At 58.4% G+C, this 19,938-nt stretch carries 22 protein-coding genes; 6 read left to right on the forward strand and 16 right to left on the reverse strand.

The features are described 5' to 3' along the window. The 12 genes from tssG to tssA form a co-directional block, all read right to left on the reverse strand. Complete coding sequence (gene tssG, locus AC1RT4_RS08860) at nucleotides 1-1,008, reverse strand: type VI secretion system baseplate subunit TssG (protein ID WP_007954381.1); 1,008 nt, start codon at nucleotides 1,006-1,008, stop codon at nucleotides 1-3. Beyond that, nucleotides 972-2,759, reverse strand: coding sequence for a type VI secretion system baseplate subunit TssF (gene tssF, locus AC1RT4_RS08865; RefSeq protein ID WP_493085030.1), 1,788 nt, complete (start codon nucleotides 2,757-2,759; stop codon nucleotides 972-974). The genes tssG and tssF overlap by 37 nt, the downstream gene beginning before the upstream one ends. A 27-nt stretch (nucleotides 2,760-2,786) precedes the next feature. Further along, on the reverse strand, nucleotides 2,787-3,071 hold the full coding sequence (locus AC1RT4_RS08870) for a hypothetical protein (RefSeq protein WP_493085032.1): 285 nt from the start codon (nucleotides 3,069-3,071) through the stop codon (nucleotides 2,787-2,789). After that, a complete protein-coding gene (locus tag AC1RT4_RS08875) occupies nucleotides 3,068-3,511 on the reverse strand; it encodes a hypothetical protein (RefSeq protein ID WP_493085034.1) in 444 nt (147 codons plus the stop codon). The genes AC1RT4_RS08870 and AC1RT4_RS08875 overlap by 4 nt, the downstream gene beginning before the upstream one ends. 128 nt (nucleotides 3,512-3,639) lie before the next feature. Continuing rightward, the gene (locus tag AC1RT4_RS08880) at nucleotides 3,640-3,930 is read right to left on the reverse strand and encodes a hypothetical protein (protein ID WP_493085036.1); all 291 of its coding nucleotides are present in this window, start codon (nucleotides 3,928-3,930) and stop codon (nucleotides 3,640-3,642) included. A 123-nt stretch (nucleotides 3,931-4,053) separates the two neighbouring features. Continuing rightward, the gene (locus tag AC1RT4_RS08885) at nucleotides 4,054-4,347 is read right to left on the reverse strand and encodes a hypothetical protein (protein WP_493085038.1); all 294 of its coding nucleotides are present in this window, start codon (nucleotides 4,345-4,347) and stop codon (nucleotides 4,054-4,056) included. Then, complete coding sequence (locus tag AC1RT4_RS08890; RefSeq protein ID WP_493085043.1) at nucleotides 4,348-5,253, reverse strand: hypothetical protein; 906 nt, start codon at nucleotides 5,251-5,253, stop codon at nucleotides 4,348-4,350. It abuts the gene before it with no gap. Between the two features lie 3 nt (nucleotides 5,254-5,256). Beyond that, nucleotides 5,257-5,763, reverse strand: a complete 507-nt coding sequence (locus AC1RT4_RS08895) for a PAAR domain-containing protein (RefSeq protein WP_493085045.1) — start codon at nucleotides 5,761-5,763, stop codon at nucleotides 5,257-5,259. Between the two features lie 11 nt (nucleotides 5,764-5,774). Continuing rightward, on the reverse strand, nucleotides 5,775-6,182 hold the full coding sequence (gene tssE / locus AC1RT4_RS08900) for a type VI secretion system baseplate subunit TssE (RefSeq protein WP_007954373.1): 408 nt from the start codon (nucleotides 6,180-6,182) through the stop codon (nucleotides 5,775-5,777). A 9-nt stretch (nucleotides 6,183-6,191) separates the two neighbouring features. Next, nucleotides 6,192-7,667, reverse strand: coding sequence for a type VI secretion system contractile sheath large subunit (gene tssC, locus AC1RT4_RS08905; protein WP_007954371.1), 1,476 nt, complete (start codon nucleotides 7,665-7,667; stop codon nucleotides 6,192-6,194). Nucleotides 7,668-7,695: 28 nt separating this feature from the next. Further along, nucleotides 7,696-8,199 (reverse strand): type VI secretion system contractile sheath small subunit, encoded by a 504-nt coding sequence (gene tssB / locus AC1RT4_RS08910; RefSeq protein WP_003229587.1) that lies wholly within the window; start codon nucleotides 8,197-8,199, stop codon nucleotides 7,696-7,698. A gap of 32 nt (nucleotides 8,200-8,231) precedes the next feature. Then, complete coding sequence (gene tssA, locus AC1RT4_RS08915) at nucleotides 8,232-9,794, reverse strand: type VI secretion system protein TssA (protein WP_493085048.1); 1,563 nt, start codon at nucleotides 9,792-9,794, stop codon at nucleotides 8,232-8,234. Between the two features lie 717 nt (nucleotides 9,795-10,511). On the opposite strand from tssA, the gene tssI reads away from it, so the two are divergent. From tssI to AC1RT4_RS08930, 3 genes are all read left to right on the forward strand, one after another. Continuing rightward, complete coding sequence (gene tssI, locus AC1RT4_RS08920; protein ID WP_493085050.1) at nucleotides 10,512-13,853, forward strand: type VI secretion system tip protein TssI/VgrG; 3,342 nt, start codon at nucleotides 10,512-10,514, stop codon at nucleotides 13,851-13,853. Nucleotides 13,854-13,863: 10 nt separating this feature from the next. After that, nucleotides 13,864-14,535, forward strand: a complete 672-nt coding sequence (locus tag AC1RT4_RS08925; RefSeq protein ID WP_493085052.1) for a DUF2931 family protein — start codon at nucleotides 13,864-13,866, stop codon at nucleotides 14,533-14,535. A gap of 257 nt (nucleotides 14,536-14,792) precedes the next feature. Beyond that, complete coding sequence (locus tag AC1RT4_RS08930) at nucleotides 14,793-15,041, forward strand: hypothetical protein (RefSeq protein ID WP_493085054.1); 249 nt, start codon at nucleotides 14,793-14,795, stop codon at nucleotides 15,039-15,041. Between the two features lie 99 nt (nucleotides 15,042-15,140). Here AC1RT4_RS08930 and AC1RT4_RS08935 read toward each other — a convergent pair whose 3' ends face one another. The 3 genes from AC1RT4_RS08935 to AC1RT4_RS08945 all read right to left on the reverse strand — a co-directional run bounded on the left by AC1RT4_RS08935 (nucleotide 15,141) and on the right by AC1RT4_RS08945 (nucleotide 16,944). Next, nucleotides 15,141-15,416, reverse strand: coding sequence for an HU family DNA-binding protein (locus tag AC1RT4_RS08935; RefSeq protein WP_003213368.1), 276 nt, complete (start codon nucleotides 15,414-15,416; stop codon nucleotides 15,141-15,143). Between the two features lie 190 nt (nucleotides 15,417-15,606). Continuing rightward, a complete protein-coding gene (locus AC1RT4_RS08940) occupies nucleotides 15,607-16,755 on the reverse strand; it encodes an NAD(P)/FAD-dependent oxidoreductase (RefSeq protein WP_493085056.1) in 1,149 nt (382 codons plus the stop codon). Between the two features lie 21 nt (nucleotides 16,756-16,776). Then, on the reverse strand, nucleotides 16,777-16,944 hold the full coding sequence (locus AC1RT4_RS08945) for a rubredoxin (protein WP_347802562.1): 168 nt from the start codon (nucleotides 16,942-16,944) through the stop codon (nucleotides 16,777-16,779). A 199-nt stretch (nucleotides 16,945-17,143) separates the two neighbouring features. On the opposite strand from AC1RT4_RS08945, the gene AC1RT4_RS08950 reads away from it, so the two are divergent. Together AC1RT4_RS08950 and ubiA are read left to right on the forward strand one after the other, a co-directional pair. After that, the gene (locus tag AC1RT4_RS08950) at nucleotides 17,144-17,695 is read left to right on the forward strand and encodes a chorismate lyase (protein ID WP_493085058.1); all 552 of its coding nucleotides are present in this window, start codon (nucleotides 17,144-17,146) and stop codon (nucleotides 17,693-17,695) included. Further along, nucleotides 17,695-18,585, forward strand: coding sequence for a 4-hydroxybenzoate octaprenyltransferase (gene ubiA / locus AC1RT4_RS08955; protein WP_493085060.1), 891 nt, complete (start codon nucleotides 17,695-17,697; stop codon nucleotides 18,583-18,585). Before AC1RT4_RS08950 ends, ubiA begins: the two co-directional genes overlap by 1 nt. 65 nt (nucleotides 18,586-18,650) lie before the next feature. Here the strand turns inward: ubiA and AC1RT4_RS08960 are convergent, their stop codons facing one another. Further along, the gene (locus AC1RT4_RS08960; protein WP_493085062.1) at nucleotides 18,651-19,037 is read right to left on the reverse strand and encodes a COG4315 family predicted lipoprotein; all 387 of its coding nucleotides are present in this window, start codon (nucleotides 19,035-19,037) and stop codon (nucleotides 18,651-18,653) included. Nucleotides 19,038-19,188: 151 nt separating this feature from the next. On the opposite strand from AC1RT4_RS08960, the gene phoB reads away from it, so the two are divergent. Beyond that, the gene (gene phoB / locus AC1RT4_RS08965; RefSeq protein ID WP_003229608.1) at nucleotides 19,189-19,878 is read left to right on the forward strand and encodes a phosphate regulon transcriptional regulator PhoB; all 690 of its coding nucleotides are present in this window, start codon (nucleotides 19,189-19,191) and stop codon (nucleotides 19,876-19,878) included. The last annotated feature ends 60 nt before the right edge of the window (nucleotides 19,879-19,938 follow it).

The raw sequence follows: 19,938 nt of genomic DNA on the forward strand, positions 1-19,938 counted from the left end.
TTAATGAATTTTGCTGCCCAGGGTCACCACGCCGTCTGCTTTTTCGCAGCCCAGCCAACTGGTCCACCCCAGGCGACAGTCGTTCTTCTCGCCAATGCGCAGTTCGCGGATTTCTTCCGGACGCAGCACCAGGCGAATGTCGTAATCGAGCGGGTCACGCAAGGTGAACCGCACCAGCGCGCAGAGCGGCTGGTAACCGAAACCGATGGGCAGGAATTCGTGGAATCGCTCCCAGTCGAGTTCGGTGATGTGAATGCGGAACTTGCCGCTGCGGTCGCGCACGTGTTCGCCCAGCACCAGGTCTTCACCCAGCACGCTGTTGGCGAAGCCGAGGCGGTTGCGCTGTTCTTCGAGGATCTCCACGCGGCGCTCGATGCACTGCTCGATGACCAGGTCTTCGTGCTTGAAGTAGTAACGCAGCACCGCTTCGATCAGCGCCGCCGAGTGCGCCCGCAAGCTGAGCAGGCCGAGGTACGGCAGCAGGCGTTTCCAGTTCAGTTCCTTGGCCTTGCGGATCTCGTCGCCACCGAGGCCGATCAGGGCGAACAGCTGCGACGAGAACGGGTCGACCGCGCCACTCTGGAAGCTCGCGCGATAGCGATACTTGCGCCAGATCGGCAGCATCAGCCGTTGCAGGCGATGGTGGAACAGGTCGAGGAAGTTGCGCGTCGGGTTACCGTCTTCGCTGTCGCCCAGGGCTTGCTCGCCATAGAACGCAGGCAGCGGCGAGCCGGAACCGACCAGGCCGATCAGGTTGAAGCGCAGACGCGCGCGCATCTGCCCGTGTTCTTCGAAAAACTCCACACGATCGACATCGCTGCGCGGAAATCCGAGGCTCGGATTGGCCTGGAATTCCAGCTGGTCGTACAGGTCGTCTTCGCTCAGGTACGGGTGCGCATCGCGCAGCCGGTCGATCACCAGCAGCACGGCCTGAAACAGCGAGTACTCGCGTATTACCTTCGTCAGCCCGCTTAAAGCAGGGGCTGCAGGCCCATACGTGGTGTCCATTGGTACACCTCTCCCTGTGTGCTTTTTACCCGCAGCTCGTGGAATGAATTGAGACTGGCGTAAAGCGCGAAAAACTCGTTGAGAACCGAGGCGAAGACGAACAGGTCGCCTTCACCGATATACCCTTCCGGGTCGATGGTCAGTTCGGTGCGCAAACCGCGCACCGGCAGACCACGGTGCAACCGGTCCACGTGGTGATGTTTGATCAGTTTCAGTCCGCCGAGCAGGCGTTTGCTGACCTTCTCCGCGTGCTGGTCGTAGTAGCGCGGCAGGTCGTAGGTTTCGAGAATCACCTTCAGTGCATTGACGTCGGCCAGCGACAGATAGTTAAGCGACATGTTGCTGATCAGCTTCCACAGGAAGTCACGGTTCAGCGGCGGCGCGAAACTGGAAGTGGCCGGGGTGATGTTGCGGAAACTCAGAAACTCCGGGGTCTCTTCGCAGGCCATGCAGATCTGCCCGAGCTTGAGTTTGCGCGGCAGGTTCTGGTTGGTGCAGACCAGCTCGATCGACAGGGTTTCGTGTGCTTCGGTATGACGGATGCCGAAGCTCAGGTAGGTGTCGAGACCGTCGTGCAGCAGCGACGAGCGCTGGCGGATGCTGTAATGCGGACGGCTATTGGGCACGTCGAAACTAGGGTCGTGCTCGAAGGATTCGAACGGCACGTATTCCTGATAACCGAGACCGCCGGGCTTCCAGCCAGTCACAGTTTCCACCGAGAACACACCGCAGTTTTCGAGATCGAATTCCGCTGGCAGCAGCAGGTATTCGTCCTGCTTGCCGTCGAGGCGGATCGGCAGTGCGTCGTGCTTGAACAGGTTGACGATCGGTGTGCAGAACAGCTTCACGTTATCCGTCGTCGGACGCATGCGCATGATGCCGCTCTTGCGGATATCGAAGCGCAATTCCAGGCCACGCATCTGCTTGAGGGTGTCTTCCGGCAGCGCCTTGAGAATGTCCAGGCCGTGGACATCGACGAACAGGAACTTGTCCTGGAAGGCGAAGTATTCCTGCAGGTAGCGATAGCCCCGGAAGGTGTTCAGCGGATACGGGATCAACGCTTCTTCTTCGGCAAAGCCCACTGGCTTCACGCGGTCGCCCAGAATCTTGAACGCCATCGGCTTGCCGCTCACGCCATCGATCGGCTTGCCGGCGCCGTCGAGCGGGATCAGTTCGATGCCGTCGAGGTTGCGCAGCAGGCTCAGGTAGAGCATCTGGCTGATGTAGCGCTCGCCGGCAAAGTGCAGGCGCAGCTTGCTCAGTTCCAGCTCGCCGAGGTGGCCGTCGGCACTCATCTCCAGGCGCAGGCTGAGCAGCGAACCGTCGCCCTTCACCGAGTAGTTCAGCGCGGCCAGATCCAGCGCCATGACTTCGGTCGGGTAGCAGGTGCGGAAGCGGCAGCGCACATCTTCGATCGGCACGCTCTCGATCGGCGTATCGCGCTCGACCTTCAGCGCCGGCCCCGAACGCTTGAGCGGATCGAACTGCAGAATGCTGAACGCCGGCAGCGGACGCATGTAGTTCGGCCACAGCAACTGCATCAGGGAATGGCTGAGCTCTGGCAGCTCGTCATCGAGCTTCTGGCGCAGCCGTCCGGTCAGAAACGCAAAGCCTTCCAGCAACCGCTCCACATCCGGATCCCGCCCGGCCTGCCCCAGGAACGGCGCCAACGCCGGACTACGCTCGGCGAAACGGCGACCCAGTTGGCGCAGTGCGGTGAGTTCGCTTTGGTAGTAGTGGTTAAAGGACACGGGTTACCTGCCTGGTAGTGGAACTCATCAAAAAAATATCCTGTAGAGCGCAACCGTCACGCCGGCGCAGACGTAACCGGCGATCAGGAGACACGGCACGAGCAGGATCCAGCCGTAGGCCATGAAAGCATCGTCGAACGGCCCGCCGACCAGGCTACACAAGCCATAAAGCATCCAGGGCAGCGCGTAGAAAGGGATGAGGCCATAGGATGAAAACGCCAGCATGGCCAAGAATGGCGTCCACAAGGCACCCATGAAAAAACTCAGCTGCGCGCGGCTGAGGATGGGCATCTCGTTCGATACACCGATCACGGGCAGGCCCTCATCTTCGAAACCACGTCCTGCGAAGCAATCGCAGGCAATGCCTGCCGCATCAACGCGCGCTTTTCCAGGCGCAGCTCAATGACCTGCGTGGCCAGAATCGCCAGCAACGTCACTCCGCCCTGAGCCACGGTGTAGAACAGCGCCCGCAACGGGTTGTCGGGCACCATCATGAATAGAATCCAGGCAACCATCAGCGCGAGCAGGCCGAGTTTTGCCCATAGGTTCGGGAACACGGCAGCCAGTGCGTTCACCGCGAAAAAAATATAAATGAACATGTAATGTGCGATGCCGATGCCCACGCCACGGGTGGTGAAACCGCCGTTGAATGCTTTGTAGGCAACGACCACTGCGTCGTTCAGGAAAGCGTACGCAACACATCCAGCGGCATGGAAAGCCAGGTTCATGGCAACGCGGGCGTAGATGTTCATGTCGGGTTCAGATTCCCGTACCAAGTACCTGCACCATGAATTGCGACGACAGACGCCAGAACGATGTAGGTCAGCAAACGATGCCAGCCCGACTTGCTGTCAGCCACTCCCGCCCGATATCCCTGCATTTAAACTCCACCTCTGCCAAAAGCCTTAGGAAGAGCGAAAAGCAAAGCGGTGCTAAAAATCCAAAAAAACAAATAAACGTAGTTTTTAGGCATACCACTAGAGGCCCAACCTTTTACAACGCTCAAGCCGATAGCAACCTGCAAAATAAAAAAAGAAAGAATTACTAAAGGAACGAACAACGCGTAACTATACGGCTCCGCAAAACCCAATTTGAAAACTGCGAACACCTCGAACACCAAAAATGGAAAAACAAGGGCTATCGCCACGAAGATCATCAACTTGATTTTCACTGCGTAATTCATCACAGCAGGGCCTCAAAACGAAGAGGGGGCACGACCCATAATTGACGTAGAGCTTCTGGTGCGCCAAAAATGTCGCAATAACAGGATCCGGACAGCCTCATACTTTTCGAATCAATAAATAACATTGAACACCCAATAGTTAAATTCATAGAGGGCGATCGCACCTGCAAAAGCCGAAACCAAAGGCATGACCCCATTTCGCAGCTTTCTTGTTTTAACGATTACAACCAACGACCTTGCAAAAAAAAGCAAGGCAGCGGCCATCAATGGAACATAAACAACAATACAAAAAACAAAAAAATACCCATACAACTCAACGCCACCCACCGACCATTTACTCTGGGGCTCGGTGAATGACATCAGCAGCAAAAGAGCTGATATCAAAAAATAGAAAATGCGAAACATTTAACGAAGACCCTTTAAGTAAAGGAGTTTCGCAAGCTCACGCCGTCTGGCCTTCCCGTCAGCCGTGTCTCCGGAGTAGTAAAAGTGCCCCTCCGCCGTAGGCATCTGCTTACCCAACTCCAGTGCAGAGTCCACCAACTCCTTGTCAGTCATGCCGGCGTAAATAGGGTCGCCCTTGTCCTGCAGGTTTATGATTATTGCCTTACCTATATTCTCGTGACTGCTCACTGCATCCTTCAGGCTTTTATTAATCGGAGCACCGATGAGGACAACGTGATCAACTTTTACGCCCGAGCGCGCGTAATACATTGCCGTTCGAGCTGCGATTACGGAACCCCAAGAGTATCCGACTATATTGAACTGCCCGACCTTGGGTAATGGTTTTGTAATTTCCATTGACCCGAGAGGAAATTCCGTCGCCTTTATTTTCGAAACATCGCGACTAATTTTTACGGCTAGAATGTCGCTGGTGGGCGCACACTCCACAACGCTATTACTTTTGATCGTAATTAAGCCATAGAGATACTTCTTCTCTATGTACTCACCACCATAAGTGCACTTCTGCAGCTCGCCATATTCAAAGATGACCGGATCACTTTCATCTTGATTATATAAAACGACAGAGGCCGCATCGCTGAGCATGTCCACCATGTCTGGGACATGTTTATCCAGCCCTGCCGTGAGAGATGAATAGTTACCAAATACAGCGTTGGGAATGCCGGCTTCCTTGAGTGCTGCAACCATATCCGCGTTGTAAGCGCCGATCATTCCAGCACCACCCAGGAATACCGTCAGACCCTGTTCAACAACAATAGGCTTAGGCGTGAGGTCCTTGGTTGGGGTACTGCTCATCGTTGCGACTTTCGAAAAAGCACCACTTGAAGTATTGATGACGTCAGCGCCCATCTATCAATCTCCCTGTGCGACATAGATTTCAACTGTCTCTGCACTTTCGTGGCGAGATAGCCGATGAGTGAATCCTTTTGCGTTGGTAACACCCTCTTCCTGCGACCCATCTTGCCGAACGATGAGATATCGGCGATCAGCCATCGGGGCGCCAGACTCGTCGGTAAGGGCGAACTGCTCATCAAAACCAGGAAGAATCAACGGCAACGGCGGAACAAACGGCGCCGGCGAATGCGAATTGCCGATAATCACCGTCCCGGATCCGGCCGTTACTTTATTGCCATGAGATCCAACCGAACCGACCGTGGCGGCCGGTTTGCCGTTGATCAGAACCGTAGTCGCCAGATCGCCGACCAACGCACCACCACACGCGGAGGCATCGCCTTCGCGGGCGGCCGCGAGGCCGTCGAAGAACACGTCGCCGGAACCGGCGGCGATCGGGTTGGTGCCGTGGCCGGGGAGCGGGCAAGCGGTGGGGTCGGATACGCGTGCTGCTGGTTTGCCAGACATCGGGGTTCTCCTTAGTTGACCTTCACTTGACCGCTGCCATCCAGGCGCGCGGCGAAACTGACCTGACGCTTGAAACCCTCGACTTCCAGCAGGCCTTCGATGCTGAAGGCCAGGCGAAGCTGATCGTGGTCACGCGGCAGGGAAATGACACGCACGTTGCTCAGGCGCGGCTCGTAGGCTTCGATGAAGCTTTCGATGGCCAGGCGGGCCTGACTCAGGGAGTCGTGCAGGCTCAGGCGCATGTCATTGAGATCGGGCAACCCGTAGTCGGACAGCGTTTGCACGCTGCCGGCCCGGGTGCTGAGCATTTTGGCCAGATGGGCAGCCACCGACGCCATGGCAGAAGCCTCGAGGCTCCTGCCCTTGCGTAGTTCCGCGTCGCCGTTGAGGCGTTCGAAAAGGCTGCCGTATCCGTCCATGAGTCGCTCTTACTCTTTGTCCAGCTTGCCAACCAGCGACAGGGTGAAATCGGCACCCATGTACTTGAAGTGCGGACGCACGTTCAGGCTGACGCGGTACCAGCCCGGCTCGCCTTCAACGTCGCTGACGATCACTTGCGCAGCGCGCAGCGGACGACGGCCACGGACTTCGGCGCTCGGGTTTTCCTGGTCGGCCACGTACTGGCGGATCCACTTGTTCAGTTCCAGCTCGAGGTCGGTACGCTCTTTCCACGAACCGAGTTGCTCGCGCTGCAGCACTTTCAGGTAGTGAGCCAGGCGGTTGACGATCATCATGTACGGCAGTTGGGTGCCGAGCTTGTAGTTCAGCTCTGCAGCCTTGCCTTCTGCGCTGATGCCAAAGAACTTCGGCTTCTGCACCGAGCTGGCGGAGAAGAACGCCGCGTTGTCGGAGCCTTTACGCATGGTCAGGGAGATGAAGCCTTCCTCGGCCAGTTCGTATTCACGACGGTCGGAAACCAGAACTTCGGTAGGAATCTTGGTTTCGATTTCGCCCATGCTTTCGAAGTGGTGCAGAGGCAGGTCTTCAACGGCGCCGCCGCTCTGTGGGCCGATGATGTTCGGGCACCAGCGGAATTTGGCGAAGCTGTCGGTCAGCTTGGTGCCGAACGCGTAAGCGGTGTTGCCCCACAGGTAGTGCTCGTGGCTGTTGGCAACGTTTTCCTTGTACACGAACGATTTGACCGGGTTTTCTTCCGGGTCGTACGGGTTACGCAGCAGGAAACGCGGGACGGTCAGGCCAACGTAGCGGGAGTCTTCCGAGGTACGGAAGCTCTGCCATTTGGTGAACTGCGGGCCTTCGAAGTGATCTTTCAGATCCTTCAGGTCCGGCAGACCGGTGAAGCTTTCCAGGCCGAAGAATTTCGGGCCGGCGGCGGCGATGAACGGCGCGTGGGACATGCAGGCTACGCTGGAAACGTACTGCATCAGTTTCACGTCCGGCGAGCTTGGGGACAGGTAGTAGTTGGCGATGATCGCGCCAACCGGCTGACCACCGAACTGGCCGTATTCAGCGGTGTAGATGTGCTTGTACAGGCCCGACTGCATCACTTCCGGCGAATCTTCGAAGTCGTCCAGCAGGTCGTCCTTGGAGACGTTGAGGATTTCGATCTTGATGTTTTCGCGGAAGTTGGTGCGATCGACCAGCAGTTGCAGGCCACGCCACGACGATTCCAGCGCCTGGAAGTCCGGGTGGTGCAGGATTTCGTCCATCTGACGGCTGAGCTTGGCATCGATCTCGGCGATCATGCGGTCAACCATGGCTTTCTTGACCGGCTCACCGTTGTTCTGCGGCTTGAGCAGCTCTTCGATGAACGCCGACACACCGCGCTTGGCGATGTCGTAGGCTTCGTCGTCCGGCGTCAGGCGGGTTTCGGCGATGATGCTGTCGAGGATGCTGTACTCGCCGTTTTCTGCGGCGTTCTGTTGTGCTGCGCTAGTGCTCATTGTGTTGGCTTCCTTGGCTGCTGGAGTCTCAAGCGTCCGGGGCTGCGGCGTTCAGGCCCAGCTCACCGAGTACGCGACCGCGGGATTCGTCGTCGGCGAGCACGCCTTCGATGGCTTTACGGAACGCAGGTGCGTTACCCAGAGGGCCTTTGAGGGCCACCAGCGCGTCGCGCAGTTCCATCAGTTTTTTCAGCTCAGGCACTTGCTCGACCAGGCTGGCCGGGTTGAAGTCCTTCATGGAGTTGACGCGCAGTTGCACAGCCAGCTCGTCGGCCTCGCCATCTTCCTGCAGACGGTTCGGCACGCTCAGCGTCAGACCCAGCTCTTGCTTGGCCAGCACTTCGTCGAAGGTCATCTTGTCGATGCTGATCGGCTTGCGATCCTCGATCTTGCGATCGTCCTTGCGGTGGGTGTAGTCACCGATTGCCAGCAGCTTCAGCGGCAGTTCAATCTCTTCCTGAGCACCGCCGGTGGCGGGTTTGAAGGTGACGTTGATGCGTTCCTTGGGGGCTACCGAGCCTTCTTTGGCCATGGCTTTTCTCCTTGCGGTTGTGGCCCTGGGGCCTATTCGAGTACCACTTCGAGATCGAGGTGGCACAGCCTGCGATAAATCTCTTCCTTGCGTTCACGTACGGCATGGTTCTGCGGTAACAACTCGCAGCAACTGTGCAGCAGGTGCAGCACTTCCAATGCAAGATCGGGCTCCCAGGCGTGCAGGCCTGAGTCCTGTAATGTCTGATCGAGGGTTTCCAGCTGGTTCTTGGCGAGTTCGTATTTCTTGGCCAGGAAGCACAACCGCGCGAGGGCGAGCTGCCAGAAGAAGCGCTCGCGCCCGCCGTACGCCGATTGCAGGCCCTGCTTGAGGATCTGCACCGCCGGTTTGAGCCCTTCCTTGCGCAGGATCGGCTGGACGTCTTCCAGCGCTTTTTCCCAGGCGGGCTGGGTTTCGACGTTCTCGGTCTCGACCTTGCGCGGCGCGCTGGCGCTTTGCAGGTGCGGCATGACGTTGCCGGCGATCCACGCCCGGGTGGACGGATCGGCGAACGGCGCGCCGTCATGGAAACGCAGCTCGATGATGCCGGGCAGGCGCTGAATCAAAAGCGCGAAGTGGATTTCCACTTCGCGCATGGCCAGCTCGGCGTTGAGGTTCTGGAGACATTCCCAGACCATCCTCTGGCCATCGAACCAGAACGGCGCCTTCGCCAGGCTCGCCTCCAGTTCCACCAGCAGGTCGGCGTATTTGCCCTGATCGAAACGGTCCTGATACTGCTTGAGCTTGTCGACCGGCAACCCGCGCAGCACGGTGATCTGCTCGGCGTTGCGCTCGGGTACCGCGTCGATCGTCATCCACAGCAAGGTGCGGTTGAGGCGCAGCGCGCGCAGGTCGGTGGCTTTCTGCTTGAGCCACCAGGCGCACAGCGGGCGGGCGCTTTCCTGCTGGGCGCGCAGAGCCTTGTGGGCTTCTTTCTCGTTGTCGATCGGCGCGCCGGGCGCCAGCAACTGACTGGCGGCCTGCTTGACCTGCGCCACCGCCGCGCCCACCACACCGGGTGCCGGCTGGTTGTCGGCGGCGCGCTGGATCATGGTTTTCAGGCGACGGGAAAGCGGCAGCAACAGCGGCGCATCATCGCCCAGATGCTCGGTGCAGGCGGCGTCGAGACCGGACAGGTGCTCGGACAGTTGCCGGAACATCGGCAGCTGTTCCTTGATCGCAATGTTCTCGGTGATCACCTGCTCAAGACGCGGCACCAGCCAGCCAATGGCGGCGGCCCGGGTGCGGGGTTTGAGCGGGTGAACTTCGGCCCAGTTGTTTTCCGACAAGTGGTGCAGCAAACCGAGGCCAGCCAGCAGGCCGGGGAAGGATTCACGCTGGTACAGCGACCACGTCAGCCAGGCGCCGACACGCAAATCCTTGGATTGGGTACGCAGGAGGCTTTCGCTGTTTTCGCGAATTTTCAGCCAGTCGATCTGCCCGCTTTCGTGCATCGAAGAGGCTTTGGCCAGCTCGCTTTCCAGGGCCTCGAATTCGCTCGAGAAACGAACGTCTTCGCCCGCAAAATTCTCTTTGGAAACAGAGACTTTAGCGAGTTCGAGGTAATGGGCGGAAAGTTTGCTTGAGTAGGACATCCATGGCCTTTGTTTGGATTACGGTCGTGCGCCTATTGGAGTTGCAGCGGCGCCGGGACAGTATCGAAGAGCAGTGAGAAGACTCATCCAATTGAGTGTGTGCTCTTTCAAGTGGGCGCATCGTAATCACTATGATGGCCACTAGCAAGCATCTGATTAAACAACAAGACGAACTGTTCATTGGGCGCTGTAGGAGATCGCCCTATATGTGTCAGGGGTTTCCCTGATATCCCTTTATATTTCACTTTTACGCCTATCCCTTCCGAAAGCATTGAGCCAGAGCGGTCGGAGCGCATCATCGAGAACATCTGCACGGTCGTTCCACAAGTAAGCGGAGAAAGCATGACAAACCCGGAAAAAATTTGAAGTAGGACGCTTCCGAAAATACACCACCATTTATTAACAAATGACTGGCGACAACAGACAACATTAAAAGTGCCATCAATTTGATGGCATTTTATTTGTTTAATAGTGCTTGATCCTTGAGACACAAGACTATTACGCAGGACTCCAATCATCCTGCCGTCACTTTCTCACGGCCATTTCCCACAATTTCCACGTTGCTTTACAACCCGGAAAGCTCCGACTTAAACAAGCGATCCTTCTTACATAAATCTGTTTAACGCCTTGTTAGCGTTCCGGCCAATATTCGCGTGCGCTGACCAGGGAGGGTTTCGACATCACGCCGTCTTCCCCTCTCTGCTTAAGGACAAGCGTATGCCTGGAGCTGTCAGTTCTGCGCACTTCACTCTGCAGATTTCTGCTGTTCGCAACGACTTCAAGGTGCTGGCCTTCGAAGGCACCGAGACCGTCAGTACCCTTTATGTCCTCCACGTCGAACTGGTCAGTGAAGACCCCGACTTCGATATGGAAGGCCTGCTCAGTCAGCCTGCCTTCCTGCAGTTCGGCCTCAACGGCGAAGGCATTCACGGGCGCATCGACGATGTGTTGGCGGGTGAATCGGGAAAACGGCTGACCCGCTATCGCCTGACACTGGTGCCGAGCCTGCACTATTTGCAGTTCAGTCACGATCAACGGATTTACCAGGGGCAGACTGTCCCGCAGATCATCACGCAGACGCTCAAGCGACACGGCATCCTCGCCGACGCGTTCACCTTTCATGTCCAGCCCCTCGCGGAACGGGAGTACTGCACCCAATACGGCGAAAGCGATTTCGAGTTCATCCAGCGCCTGTGTGCCGAGGAGGGAATCGCGTGGCATCACCAGCACTCGGCGCAAGGTCATTTGCTGGTGTTCAACGATGACGCTGTGTTTCTCCCGACATTGCGTGCCACACCCTATCGCCGGGATAGCGGGATGGTCCCGGAATATCCGGTGGTCAGCAGGTTTTCCTTGCGCGCCGCCACTCGGACAAGCCGGGTCACGCGACGCGACTATGACCTGAGACGACCGACGCTTTTACTCGAAAGCCGCTTCAGCGCCGAATTCACGCCAACACTTGAGGACTACCGATACCCGTTGCCGCTGGACAACGAAAAGCGTGGCAAGCAACTGGCCCGTCAGGCCCTGGAACGCCATCGCGCCGACTATGAAATGGCAGAGGGGCAAAGCAACCAGACGACCCTGCGCTGTGGCCATCTGCTTGAGCTGACCGAACACCCTCGCCAGAAATACAACGCTCTGTGGCTGCTGCTCGGTGTCACTCACACCGGACGACAGCCGCAAGTGCTCGAAGAGTCGGCCAGCAGCGAAACTCAATTTGCAGACGGCTTTACCCAAGGCTATCGCAACACCTTCCGCGCCATTCCGGCCGAGGTGGTGTTCCGTCCGCCGCTCCCCCCACGCAGGCCACCGCTGGTCAGCCAGACCGCTCGAGTAACCGGCCCCATAGGGGAAGAGATTTACTGCGATGAGTTCGGCCGAGTAAAAGTCGAATTCCACTGGGATCGGGCCGAATTCAACAGTGAGCGCAGCAGTTGCTGGGTGCGGGTGTCGTCGAGCTGGGCCGGTAACGGTTTCGGTGCCGTCACCCTCCCCCGCATCGGGATGGAAGTGGTGGTGACCTTCGAGGAAGGTGATCCCGACAAGCCGCTGATTACCGGCTGCGTGATCAACAGGCTCACGCCTGCGCCTTACAAACTGCCCGAGCACAAGACCCGAACCGTTTTGCGCAGCCGCAGCTCGCCTGACACGGGTGGCTACAACGAACTGACGCTTGAAGACCGCGCCGGTCAGGAACTGGTTTACCTGCGCGCCCAGCGCGACATGGAGCGGCAGGTTCTCCATGACAGTCGACTGGCGGTCGGACGCGATCGTTGGGAAAGCATCCAGGGCAGCAGCCAGACGACGGCCGGAAAAATCATCACTGTCGAGGCGGGCCAGCAGGTGCAGATCAAGGCCGGCGCCAGCGTGGTGCTGGATGCAGGCGCCAGCATCACGCTGAAGGCGGGCGGTCACCATATCGTGATCGACAGGGGCGGGATCTTCAGCAGTACCGAGATGGTGGCGGGAGGAAAGACGTCCGCCAGCGGAGCCGCTGATCATCCAGAAGCCGCAATGGCGGGGGCATTGGCGGCCGGACTGACGCCCTCATCCACTCAAGACCCGGAAGACGCCGAACTCGAAGAGGAGGAGGAAGAGGTCGAACTGGAAGACGAGTTACCTGCTGGCATCACCTTGCGGATCGGCGTGTTTTTCGATGGGACGGGGAACAATCTGTTCAATAGCGAACAAGTGAAAGGCTGCTATGCGCGGGATGTGAATCTTGAGAAGGAAGCCGAGGACATTCAACGGTTCTGCCAGATGCATGGGTATGACGGACAGGGCAATGCGCCGGATAGCAGTTATGGGAATGATGCGAGCAATATCGCGAGGTTGTATGGGTTGTATAGAGATGATCAGAACCGGCAACTATCTGAGGACGAAACTATCGCGTACATCCCGATCTACATTGATGGCATCGGTACAAGTGGCAATCAAGACGACTCGGATTTCTCGCAAATAACCGGCACAGGTGCGCAAGGTGTATTGGCGAAAGTCAAACAATGCCCAGCGCGCATCTTTGAAGGAATTGATATTTTCAAGTCGGAAAACCCAATCCGGAAGGTTAAGACAGTTCAGTTCGACATCTTCGGCTTCAGTCGCGGCGCGGCTGCCGCGAGGCATTTTGCCAATGAAGTGATGAAGGGCGAGCAAAGTCCATTGGCACAGTTAATACCGGCAAACTCGTCATTGTTCCTTGAGGGTTTCGCTTGGCGGACGAGCATTGACGTCAGCATCAACTTCATTGGCATCTTCGACACAGTTGCCGCCATAGGCAGCATGGCTAACGGCGACTTCAGCGTCCATGACGCCAACAATCCCGGAGTCAACCTGTATCTGGCGCCGGACATTGCGAAGAAAGTTGTGCACCTGGTTGCCCGGGACGAACGCCGCCACAACTTTTCGCTTAACAGCGCCGCAAATGCCGACATTGTGTTGCCGGGCGTCCACTCCGACCTGGGCGGCGGATACTTACCGAATCTTGTCGAACGGGTACTGCTTAGCAAGCCGCGCTGCAGTCGCGACGTGGACTTTAATACCCCTTCGTCGTCGACCAACGCTTATCGATTGGCCAAGCAAGAACTCGGCAGGCTTCAGGACCAACTGCATTTCTATGGACTGACGCTTCAAGTCAAAACCTGGGCGGTGGAAACGGCCAGCAACGTCAAGGGTGATCGGCGCAAATCAAAAAATGTCTATGCAGCGGTCTACAGCGAAAGGGTCGTGCGCAATGACCTGTCCCTGATTTACCTGCGAATCATGCGGGAGTTGGCGACCCGGCACGGGGTCGAGTTCCAGACAATTGATGAAGAAGATCAGAAATACGTGTTACCAGAAGAGCTGAAAGGTATCGCCAAGAAACTGATGACTTATGCGCTGGGCGAAACCCGCAGTATCGATCTGAACCTGAACGAGCAAGCGCTACTCGCGCAACGCTACATTCATCTGTCATCCAACTGGAATGCTGCGAAGGGATTCAACGAAACCGGGCTGAACATCCTGTTTATCAATCGCCCCGCCGACAAGTCCGCTCGTGTGGTGCACCCCAATGCGTGAGAACTCGTACATGCTCAAGATTGTCTTCGCTCTGACATTGGCTGTTTTGCTGGGCGGCTGCGCGTTCGCCGACAGAAAATCACTGCCTTACGACGGCTGGATGCTCAGATTCTTTGCTCCCGATTACATGGAGGTCTGGATCGAAACTGCCGACGTTGTGGACGTCAACAAGCGCGTGTTTCGAGGCGCAGCCTTTGGAATTCCGGCCATTTCCTACCCTCGGCCACTCAGTGAAGGTGTACCCGCCAAGTTCCGGGGGAAACCGATAGGGTGGCCGGAAAGTGCGGCAGGTAAAGGCCGATATGTCACCGGCGCCGCACTGCCACGTCTGGTCTACGTGCGCTGGCAGTCCATGGCCGAGCCGCAAACCTACGAAGCCTACATAGAGATCCCGGAGTCGGCGCGCCAAGTCATGCTCAAGAGTGAAAAAGCTTTCTGTGGAACAGACGACAGATGGATCACGGATTACCGAAATATGATGGTCATTGGTCTCGCGCCAGGCGGTATCGCCAAGGTCTGGTTACGCGGTCGATGTCTTCGGTCAACCGAAATCATGCGAGTCCAGGCCACGATCAACCCCAAAGGCCCCTACGATGGGAGATCCAACGGAAGACATCGACAGCTCCATGAGGAGTCCAAGGCCTACATCGAAAAATACGGTATCCCATATAACAGTTGGTGAAGCCCGCAAGAGCCTTCGTCGTCAGGTCGTCGATACCTCGACAAGCTAGATGCCATCCAGATTAAGAAGCTTTGCACTATTTAACCGTAGCAAGAAAAGGCACCGCATTAATGACAGATCGACGCCATGATAGATCAGGACTTCTCCGCAAATATTGTTGGGTTGTCGTGGTAACTCTCGCGGTAAATATCTCCGTTCGAGCTGAAGGCTGTGTTGGGTTTGGATGCGCAGTAAACGGTGGTCCCCTCGAATTCTCAATGCTGACTGGAATTGGTTTTCTCTACACAACGGTCAGGCCGATCATTACAACCTCAGAGGCCAGTGACGACGGTCCGTCGAAACACTACACCCAGGCCTTGATAGATGATGTTGCAGCGCATCTGGCAACTGACGGCGTTCATGAAGGTCCCATACTCGAGTCTGAATGGCGCAATTACCTGAAACAGTATGGGCCTCAGGCAAGCAAGAAAGAGTTTGCCAGGATGGTATTGGCTACCTATGGCTGATCCGGACGAAATCATCAGCCACAAAAAATGGGCATCCGACCGCAATCGGTATGCCCATTTTTCATGCAGCGCGCCCGGCTGACCGGGCATTCGCCGCGATTATGGATTGACGCTGTCTTTCAACGATTTGCCTGGCTTGAACGCAACGGTGTTGCTGGCCTTGATCTTCACCGGTTCACCGGTTTGCGGGTTTTTGCCGGTGCGGGCACCGCGGTGGCGTTGCAGGAAGGTGCCGAAGCCCACCAGCGTGACGCTGTCCTTGCGGTGCAGGGCGCCGGTGATTTCTTCGAGAACGGCGTTGAGAACGCGGTTGGCCTGCTCTTTGGTCAGATCCGCTTTTTCAGCGATTGCAGCGGCGAGTTCTGGTTTACGCATTAGTGAAGCCCCTTTGACGGTTTTTTGTTGTTATGTCCGTGCTGTTCTCGTTGGAACAGCGCCCAAGGCGCCGCAGGCTCTACTCTGCGGCAGACGGGAGTGAGGATGGCACGCGGTTAAGGGCGGCGCCAGTCTCCCCGCGACCTTTGTGGGGGCAAAAGCGGGGTGATTCCGACAGAACGACCGGTATTTACGCCAGCAAGGCCGGAAGCTGTTTGTTCAGCGCGAGTTTTTCCATCACCGCCGCGCCGGTCAGGGCGTAACCGAGCAATTGCCCGTCTGCGTCGTGGCACAGCACCTTGATGTCGGCGCCCTGCCCCTCGACCGTCCAGACACCCTCGCGGCCCCGTGGCGGCGGGGAAACCACCAGCGGGCAGACCGGGGTTTTCACGGTGATCGGCATCGGTCCGTAGTTCACCACGGTCGGGTTGCCGGCCAGGGTCTGTGCCAGCGCTCGCGCACAACTCATGAGGGGCATGACGTACAGAAGATTCAGCCCGTCGACCTCGGCGCAGTCGCCCAGGGCGTAAATGTTGGCGTGAGAGGTTTGCAGATGACGGTCGACCACCACACCGCGATTGGTCTGGATGCCGGCTGCTGCGGCCAGATCGATCCGCGGGCGCAGGCCGATGGCCGAGACCACCACATCGCAAGGAACAATTTGACCGTCGGACAGGTGCGCTTCCAGCCCATCAGCGACTGTTTGCAGGCGGGTCAGCACCGGGCCGAGATGGAAACGTGCGCCGAGGCTTTCCAGCCCGGCCTGCACCGCAGCCGCTGCCGCGGGATGCAGCAGGGTCGGCATCACCTGTTCACACGGTGCAACCAGTTGCACCTCGTAGCCGCCCAGAATCAGATCATTGGCGAACTCGCAGCCGATCAGCCCGGCGCCGAGAAGCAACACCCGACGCTTGCCGGCCGCTGCGGCGCGAAAGCGCGCGTAGTCTTCGAGATCGTTGATCGGGAACACCAGATCCCCGCCATCGCCTTCAATCGGCACACGCACGGTTTCGGCGCCCCAGGCGAGGATCAGGTCGCGATAGCTCACCGTTTCCTCGCCGATCCACAACCGCTTGTGGCCCGGATCGATGCCGCTGATGCGGGTGTGGGTGCGGATTTCGGCCTTCAACTGCTCGGCCATGGCACCCGGTTCGGCCATGCTCAGGCCGTCGGCATCCTTGTTCTTGCCGAAGCCGGTGGACAGCATCGGCTTGGAGTAGGAGCGACCGTCATCGGCGGTAATCAGCAGCAACGGGGTTTCGCCATCGAGTTTGCGAAACTCGCGGGCCAGGTTGTAACCCGCAAGCCCGGTGCCAACGATTACGACAGGTGCGCTCATGCCCTACTCCTCAGTGTTTTCTCAGTTGATTTCGATCATTTCGAAGTCCATCTTGCCGACGCCGCAGTCCGGGCACAGCCAGTCTTCCGGCACGTCCTGCCACAGGGTGCCCGCCGCTATGCCGTCATCCGGCCAGCCGTCGGCTTCGTTGTAGATCAGGCCGCAGACCACACATTGCCACTTTTTCATTCAGGTACTTCCTCAGGGTTCAGGCTTCAGCCGGCGCGGACGGTCGATGGTGCAGCGCTGCCGTCCGGCTCAGGGCGTTTTGTACTGATCGGGCCGGGCAGATGCAAGCCTGTTCGGCGCAGTGGCGACCCGGATCAATCAAACTCGCGGCTCGCCATGGTAAGCTCGCCGCCTCATTTGCTGCCAATAATGACTCATTGTGCAACACACAAACGCTCCGCTGTGGCGCCCGCAAAGCGAACTGACACCCCTCCCCGACACATCCACGCTCGACTGGCTGTTCGACGAAGGCTCCCTGACCCGCCGGCTGACGCGCCTGTCCGATGACGGCTTCAGCGTGACGCCGCTGTTCGAAGGCTGGCAGACCCTGCGCGACGACGAATGCTCAGCGCTGGACCTGGCCGAAGGCAGCGAGGGCTGGGTGCGCGAGGTGTATCTGCGCGGGCATGGCGAGGCCTGGGTGTTCGCCCGCAGCGTGGCGTCGCGCAGTGCCTTGCAGGGCGACGGCTTGCACATGGATGAACTGGGCAGCCGCTCGCTGGGCGAGCTGCTGTTCTGCGATCACGCCTTCGAGCGTCGCGCCATCGAAGTCTGCCATTACCCGGAACACTGGCTGCCCGAAGGTTCACGGGCTGCCGGCCTGTGGGGACGGCGTTCGCGTTTCGACCGTGGTGCCTTGAGCGTACTGGTGGCGGAGATTTTCCTGCCTACGCTGTGGGAAGCCGTCCGCGCCCGTCCGGAGAATTGCTGATGTACCAAAGCCTGCTCAAATCCCTGAATCGCTTGAACCCGCGCGCCTGGGACTTCATCCAGCTGACCCGGATGGACAAGCCGATCGGCATTTACCTGCTGCTGTGGCCGACGCTCTGGGCGCTATGGATTGCCGGCAAAGGCTCGCCATCCTTGGCCAACATCGTGATTTTCATCCTCGGCGTGGTGCTGACCCGCGCCGGCGGCTGCGTGATCAACGACTGGGCCGACCGCAAGGTCGACGGTCACGTCAAACGCACTGCGCAGCGACCTATCGCTGCCGGCAAGATCAGTTCGAAAGAGGCGCTGGTGTTCTTCGCGCTGCTGATGGGCGTGAGTTTCCTGCTGGTGCTGTGCACCAACGCGGCGACCATCTGGCTGTCGCTGGGCGGTCTGGCGCTGGCGTTCACTTATCCGTTCATGAAGCGCTACACCTATTACCCGCAAGTGGTACTGGGCATGGCGTTTTCCTGGGGCATGCCGATGGCGTTCACCGCCGAAACCGGTGAGCTGCCGGCGACCGCCTGGCTGCTGTGGATCGCCAATCTGCTGTGGACGGTGGGTTACGACACCTATTACGCGATGACCGACCGCGACGATGACCTGAAGATCGGCGTGAAATCCACGGCGATCCTGTTCGGCGAAGCGGACCGGGTGATCATCCTGACCTTGCAGGCACTGTCGCTGGGTTGTCTGGTGCTGGCGGGATCGAAATTCGAGCTGGGGATCTGGTTCCACCTCGGCCTGCTGGTTGCCGCCGGGTGCTACGCCTGGGAATTCTGGTACACCCGCGACCGCGACCGGATGCGCTGCTTCAAGGCGTTCCTGCACAACCACTGGGCCGGGCTGGCGATTTTCGTCGGGATCGTGCTGGATTACGCGTTGCGCTGAGGCGGCTGGCGCCCTGGCGGGCAAGCCCCGCGCCGACAGGGCGCGAGGCTGTGGCTCCGGGTTTGTTACATCTTCGGCCCCTGAAGGACGTGCCACTTGTCCATTTTCTTGTCGCCCGTCATGTCTCCCGGCTTCTTGTCCTGTACGAAGTAGTACAGCGGTTTGCCATCGAACGCCCACTGCATCGTGCCGTCGTCCCGGCTGATGATGCTCCACTTGCCTTCACCCTTGTCGGCCGCGGTAGCTTTGAGCGGCGGCCAGTTTTCCGCGCATTTGCCGGTGCACGCGGACTTGCCACCCGTGTCATTGTCGAAGGTGTACAACGTCATGCCCTTGTGGTCGACCAGCATGCCATCTTTGACCATGCCCGGGTCGGCAGCGAAGGCCATTGTCGGCAAGGTCAGTGCAGCCGTTACCAGCAGCGCCTTCCAGGATTGAGCGATGTGCTTCATAGAAACCTTCTCTTGTGGTTGTCAGGATTCGGACTTAGAGCTTAGTTCAGGATTTGCACAATCGCCGCCGGACTAAAATACTGTCACACGACTGCAATAATTCCGTTATCTAATGCGGCGCAAGACAGTTAAATGACAAGAGGATTAAGGCATGGTTGGCAGGAGCATTCTGATCGTCGACGACGAAGCGCCCATTCGCGAAATGATCGCCGTTGCGTTGGAAATGGCCGGCTATGACTGCCTCGAGGCAGAGAACTCGCAGCAGGCCCACGCCATCATCGTCGACCGCAAGCCGGACCTGATCCTGCTCGACTGGATGCTGCCCGGCACCTCCGGCATCGAGCTGGCCCGCCGCCTCAAGCGTGACGAGCTGACCGGGGACATCCCGATCATCATGCTCACCGCCAAGGGCGAAGAGGACAACAAGATCCAGGGTCTGGAAGTCGGCGCCGACGACTACATCACCAAACCGTTTTCCCCACGCGAACTGGTGGCACGCCTCAAGGCTGTGCTGCGCCGCGCCGGCCCGACCGATGGCGAAGCGCCGATCGAAGTCGGCGGCCTGCTGCTCGACCCGATCAGCCACCGCGTGACCATCGACGGCCGTCCGGCCGAGATGGGCCCGACCGAATACCGTCTGCTGCAATTCTTCATGACCCACCAGGAACGCGCCTACACCCGTGGCCAGTTGCTGGACCAGGTCTGGGGCGGCAACGTCTATGTTGAAGAGCGCACCGTCGACGTGCACATCCGGCGCCTGCGCAAGGCCCTCGGCGACGCCTACGAAAATCTGGTACAAACCGTGCGCGGCACCGGCTACCGGTTCTCCACCAAGGCCTGAGCCGAGCGCCAGCCCCCCGTAGACAAGGACCGCATTTTCCGTGAACCAAAACTGGCATGG

This window comes from Pseudomonas sp. GW821-FHT11D10, assembly GCF_058808435.1.